Annotated in this window: 5 protein-coding genes; 3 read left to right on the top strand and 2 right to left on the bottom strand. The window is 73.9% G+C overall.

Going from position 1 to position 5,073, the window contains the following annotated elements; all coding sequences use genetic code 11:
• Window positions 1-210, top strand: a 210-nt coding sequence (locus H5J29_RS20330; protein WP_181782640.1) for a Rieske (2Fe-2S) protein, incomplete at its 5' end; no start/stop codon positions are given.
• Between the two features lie 366 nt (window positions 211-576).
• Here the strand turns inward: H5J29_RS20330 and H5J29_RS20325 are convergent.
• On the bottom strand, window positions 577-933 hold the full coding sequence (locus H5J29_RS20325; RefSeq protein ID WP_181782639.1) for an ArsR/SmtB family transcription factor: 357 nt from the start codon (window positions 931-933) through the stop codon (window positions 577-579).
• 91 nt (window positions 934-1,024) lie between these two features.
• On the opposite strand from H5J29_RS20325, the gene H5J29_RS20320 reads away from it, so the two are divergent.
• The gene (locus H5J29_RS20320; RefSeq protein WP_246394088.1) at window positions 1,025-3,016 is read left to right on the top strand and encodes a heavy metal translocating P-type ATPase; all 1,992 of its coding nucleotides are present in this window, start codon (window positions 1,025-1,027) and stop codon (window positions 3,014-3,016) included.
• On the opposite strand, the gene H5J29_RS20315 is transcribed toward H5J29_RS20320, so the two are convergent.
• Entirely contained in the window at window positions 2,945-3,517 is a 573-nt protein-coding gene (locus H5J29_RS20315; protein ID WP_181782637.1) for an SACE_7040 family transcriptional regulator, read from the bottom strand. The two genes, H5J29_RS20320 and H5J29_RS20315, sit on opposite strands and share 72 nt — an antisense overlap.
• Before the next feature lie 58 nt (window positions 3,518-3,575).
• Between H5J29_RS20315 and H5J29_RS20310 the strand changes: the two genes are divergently transcribed.
• The coding region (locus tag H5J29_RS20310; RefSeq protein WP_181782636.1) for a sensor histidine kinase at window positions 3,576-5,073 on the top strand (1,498 nt) is incomplete at its 3' end.

Below are 5,073 nucleotides of genomic sequence, written 5' to 3'. Positions count from 1 at the left end.
CGGCTCCGCGACGGCTCGCTGCACGCCCTCGACGCCCGCTGCCCCCACGCGGGCGGACCCCTGGCCGACGGGCAGCTCGACGCCCGCAAGGTCGTCTGCCCGCTGCATCTGCGGGCCTACTCGTTCGCCGACGGCACCTGCCCCGAGGGCCCGGGGGTGGCGGTGTACGCGGTGCGGGACGAGGGCGGGGAGCTGGTGGTGGAGGCCTAGGTCGGTTGATCAACAGGCCTTCATGCAGGGTGGCTTTGCGGGAGGGGCCGCGCCAGTGGTGATCAACAGGCCCTCATGCAGGGTGCGTGTCGGTACGGGTCGCACCGGGGTGATCAACAGGCTTCTACGCAGGTGGTCCGCGGGCGTGGGGCTGCGCCGAGTGATCAACAGGCCCTCATGCAGGGTGCGTGCTGGTGGGTCCGCGCCAGCGGTGATCATCAGGCCCTGACGCAGGCCCCTCGCTGCATCAGGGCCTGATGATCAAGCTCGGAGGAGATCATCAGGCTCCAGCGCAGGTTTTCCCGTGCAGGAACCTGCGTCAGGGCCTGTTGATCATCCCAGGGGGTGGCGTCAGGGGACTGGGGATCATCGAGGGGTCGCGCTGGGAGTTCTGCTCAGCTGGGGTGGGGCGGCGGTCCGCGCCTGGCCCAGCGCCTCCGTGAGCAGAGCGCGGACGTGCGCGCTCTCGGCGGTGTAGTACACGAAGGTCCCCTCGCGGCGGCCCTCGACCAGCCCGGCGAGCCGCAGTTTGGCGAGGTGCTGGCTCACCGCGGTGGGCGCGGCGCCGACGAGCTCGGCGAGGCAGGCCACGGACGTCTCGCCCTGCAGGAGCGCCCAGAGGATCTTGATCCGGGTGGGGTCCGCGAGCAGGCGCAGCGAGTCGGCCGCCCGGCGGACCTGCTGCTCGGACGGCATCGCGAAGTCCGGGATGCCTTCGTGCACGTCCGCGACTCTACCGAACACCTGAGCGGTCCTGCAGGTATCCATGCAGCTCATTGCGTATCTGCGTGTATGCGAAGGTATGTTGACGCGCATGCTCTCGCTGCCGGAGGTGCGGTCCGCCGCGCTGGCCCTCGTCGCGTTCGCCGCGGCCGTCCCCGCCGACCTCCTGGGGGCTCCGTGGCCGCTGGTCGCGTTGCTCTACGCCGCCTGCTACCTGGCGGGTGGCTGGGAGCCGGCCTGGTCGGGGCTGCGGGCGCTCCGTGAGCGGACGCTCGACGTCGACCTGCTGATGATCGTCGCCGCGCTCGGCGCCGCGGCGATCGGCCAGTACCTCGACGGCGCCCTGCTCATCGTGATCTTTGCGGGCTCGGGGGCGTTGGAGGCCGTGATGACCGCGCGCACCAGGGCCAGCATCACCGGGCTCCTGGACCTCGCCCCGGAGATCGCGCACCGCGTCGTCGGGGACCGGGAGGAGACGGTGCGGGCCGCCACGCTCCTGGTCGGAGACGAGGTGCGGGTCCGACCCGGCGAGAAACTGCCCGCGGACGGCGTCGTCGTGTCCGGGGCGAGCGAGGTCGACGCCTCGAGCCTCACCGGCGAGCCGCTGCCCGTGTCGCGGAACCTCGGCGACGACGTCTTCGCGGGCACCGTCAACGGCACGGGCGCGCTGCGCGTGCGGGTCACCGCCGACCCGACGCAGACCGTGGTCGCGGGAATCGCGGCCCAGGTCGCCCGGGCGGCGGAGACGAAGTCGCGCCGGCAGCTGTTCGTCGAGCGTGTGGAGCAGCGGTACTCGGTGGTCGTGGTGGTCGCGGCGGTGCTCGTGTTCGCGGTGCCGCTGCTCCTCGGCGAGGCGCTGCGGGAGGCGCTGCTGCGGGCGATGACCTTCATGATCGTCGCGTCCCCGTGCGCGGTCGTGCTGGCGACGATGCCCCCGTTGCTCGCGGCGATCGCGGTGGCGGGTCGTCGCGGCGTGCTCCTCAAAGAGGCCGGGGTCGTGGAGGCGCTGGCCGAGGTCGACGCCGTGGTGCTCGACAAGACCGGCACCGTCACCCGTGGACGGCCCGAGGTCCGGGCGGTGGAGACGGTGTCGGCGCGGCACTCGACGGACGAGGTGCTCGCGCTGGCCGCGGCCGCCGAGCTCGGCTCGGAGCACGTGCTGGGACGGGCGGTGGTCCGCGAGGCGCGCCGCCGCGGCCTGGACCTCCAGCAGGCTCGGGAGACCACGGCCCTGCCGGGAGTGGGTGTCGCGGCGGAGTTCGAGGGGGCGCTGCGGGTGGCGGTGGGCCGACCGGAGAGCACGAAACGTGCGACCACGGCGGTCACGACCAGCGCTGAGAGCACGAAACGTGCGACCACGGCGGTCACGACCAGCGCTGAGAGCACGAAACGTGCTGCCCTCGCCGACCTCGTGGACCGCGCCGAGGAAGCCGGGCGGACCGCGGTGGTCGTGCGCGTCGACGGGGAGCCCACCGGCGTGATCGTCCTCGCCGACGAACCCCGCCCCGCCGCGCGCGCGGCCCTCGCGCGGCTCCGCGAGACGGTGGGCGAGCCCACGATGCTCACCGGCGACGCGGAGGGCCCTGCCCGCGCGGTCGCGGACAGGGTCGGGATCGCCCAGGTCGAGTCAGGTCTCGCCCCCGCCGACAAGACGGCGCACCTCCCGCCCCGCGCCCTCGCCGTCGGGGACGGGCTGAACGACGCCCCGCTGCTCGCGACCGCGCACGTGGGCCTGGCCGTCGGGGAGGGGGCGGGGACGCTCTCCGTCGAGGCCGCCGACGGGGTGCTGCTCCGCGACCCGCTGGGCGCGCTCGCCCCGCTGGTCACCCTGGCCAGACGCGCGCGGCGGATCGCCCGGGCCAACCTGGCGTTCGCGGCGGCGGTGATCGTGGGGCTGGTGACCTGGGACCTCGTCGGCACCCTGCCGCTCGCGCTCGGCGTGGCCGGACACGAGCTCTCGACCGTCCTCGTCTGCCTGAACGGGCTCCGGATCCTGGTGTGGCCGGGCTGGTCAGAGCACGTCGAGGGCGCGCAGGGCCATGCGACGGAGCAGGGCCGCGACCTCGTCGGGGCTGCTCCGTGAGCCGCTGTGCGGGGTGGAGTTGAGCAGGCCGAACGTGCCGTGCGCGGCCACCCTCGCCTCCTCGGGGGCGAGGTCGGGGTGCACGCGGCGCAGGGCCTCGACCCAGATCTCGACGTAGGTCCGCTGCACCCGCCGGACCCGCCTGCGGTCGCCCTCGGGCAGGTTGTCGAGGTCGCGGTCCTGCACCACGATCAGCTCAGGCTCACGCAGCGCGAACGCCAGCTGGAAGTCGACGAGTGCGGCCACCACCTCGCGCGGCTCGCCGTCGGCCCGTTCCCGGCCCCCGGCCAGCAGCCGCTCGCTGATGTCGATCAGCAGCGAGGCCAACACGGCGTCCTTGCCCGGGAAGTGCCGGTAGAGCGCGGGCCCGCTGATCCCGACGGCCGCGCCGAGCTCCGCGATGCTCACCCCGTGGTAGCCGTGCCGGGCGAACAGCACCGCAGCGGTGCGCAGGATCTGCTCCCGACGCGTCGCCGTCCCCTCGATCCGCGGCGCGGCCATGACAGAGCAGGGTAATGCCCTCAGCCTGGGCACAGGGCCGGGCACCTACCCTGGTCACATGGCTCGCGTCCCCGGACCGGACCCCGCCGCGGGGGTTCGTGACCGGCTGCGCGCGCGACTCGGCGTCCGGACCACGACCGCGCTCGCCTCGGCGATCACCGTCGCCGTCGTGCTCCTGGTGGCCGGGGCGGCGCTCGTCCTCGGGCTGAACGCGCTGCTGCGGATGCAGCTCGAGCAGGCCGCCGTCCAGCAGGCGACCCAGCTCGGCGAGCGGGTCGCGGCGAACTTCGCGGGCTCGGACGACATCAAGCGCAACGCCATCCTGGCCACCGGCAAGCGCTCCGACCTGGTCGAGGTCGTCACCGACTACAACTCCGACCCCGACCACGCACCGGACGTCCAGAACATCGGCTCCTCCGATCCGCTGCCCGAGTACCCGCTGATGTCCGACGTGCTCGTCGAGCCGGACGACGTCCAGGTCGTCGACTCCACGTGGATCACCCTCAACGAGGGGAAGGACGAGGAGGTCCTGGTCGTCGCGAAGGGCTTCGACTTCCCCCCGACCGGGCAGGACTTCACGGTCCTCGCCGCGCAGCCCGTGGACTTCCTGCACCGCGCGGTGGACACGGTGCTCGCGATGGTGCTCGTCGGCGTCCCGGTGCTGGTGGTGCTCGTCGGCGGCGCGACCTACCTGTTCGCCGGGCGTGCCCTGCGCCCGGTCGAGGCCATCCGCGCCCGAGTGGCCCGGCTGTCGGACCGGGACCTGAGCCAGCGGGTGCCCGTCCCGCCCGCGCGGGACGAGGTCGGGATGCTGGCCGAGACCATGAACCAGATGCTCGGCAGGCTGGAGAGCGCGCAGTCCACCCAGCGCCGCTTCGTCGCCGACGCCAGCCACGAGCTGCGCAGCCCGCTCACCACGATCGCCTCCGGCCTGGAGCTGCTGTCCGGTTCGGTCGAGGAGGCGGACCGCTCCACCGTGCAGACCCTGCGCGGCGAGGCGGGCAGGTTGGACCGGCTGGTCGACGGCCTGCTGCTGCTCGCCCGCTCCGACGAGCGCGGCCTGCAGCCGAACCGCGAGGACGTGGACCTCGACGAGATCGTGGAGGCCGAGCGCGGCCGCCCGTCCGACGTCGGCGGGGTCGCCCCCGAGGTCCGCACGGATCCCGTGCGGGTCTCCGGCGACCGCGCCCAGCTCGTCCGGGCCGTGCGCAACCTCGTGGACAACGCCCGCAGGCACGCCCGCTCGCGGGTGCTGGTCACGCTCGTCGCGGCCGGTGACGAGGCGCTGGTCGAGGTCGCAGACGACGGCCCGGGCGTGCCCCCCGCCGACCGCGAGCGGATCTTCGAGCGGTTCGTGCGGCTCGACGAGGCCCGCGCCCGGTCCGACGGCGGCGCGGGGCTCGGGCTGGCGATCGTCCGGGAGATCGTGGCGGTGCACGGCGGGAGCGTGGAGGTCGTCGAGTCGGACATGGGCGGTGCGCTGTTCCGGCTGCGGCTGCCGCTGGTCGAGGCGGGTGCGCCCACCGAGGAGCACGGTCTCGCGCCGGAGCTGTTCG

Origin of the sequence: Pseudonocardia pini, from assembly GCF_013870575.1 — a bacterium.
Lineage (GTDB): Bacteria > Actinomycetota > Actinomycetes > Mycobacteriales > Pseudonocardiaceae > Pseudonocardia > Pseudonocardia pini.
Note: the sequence above shows the minus strand (reverse complement) of the source record. Positions and strands in the feature narration are given on the sequence as shown.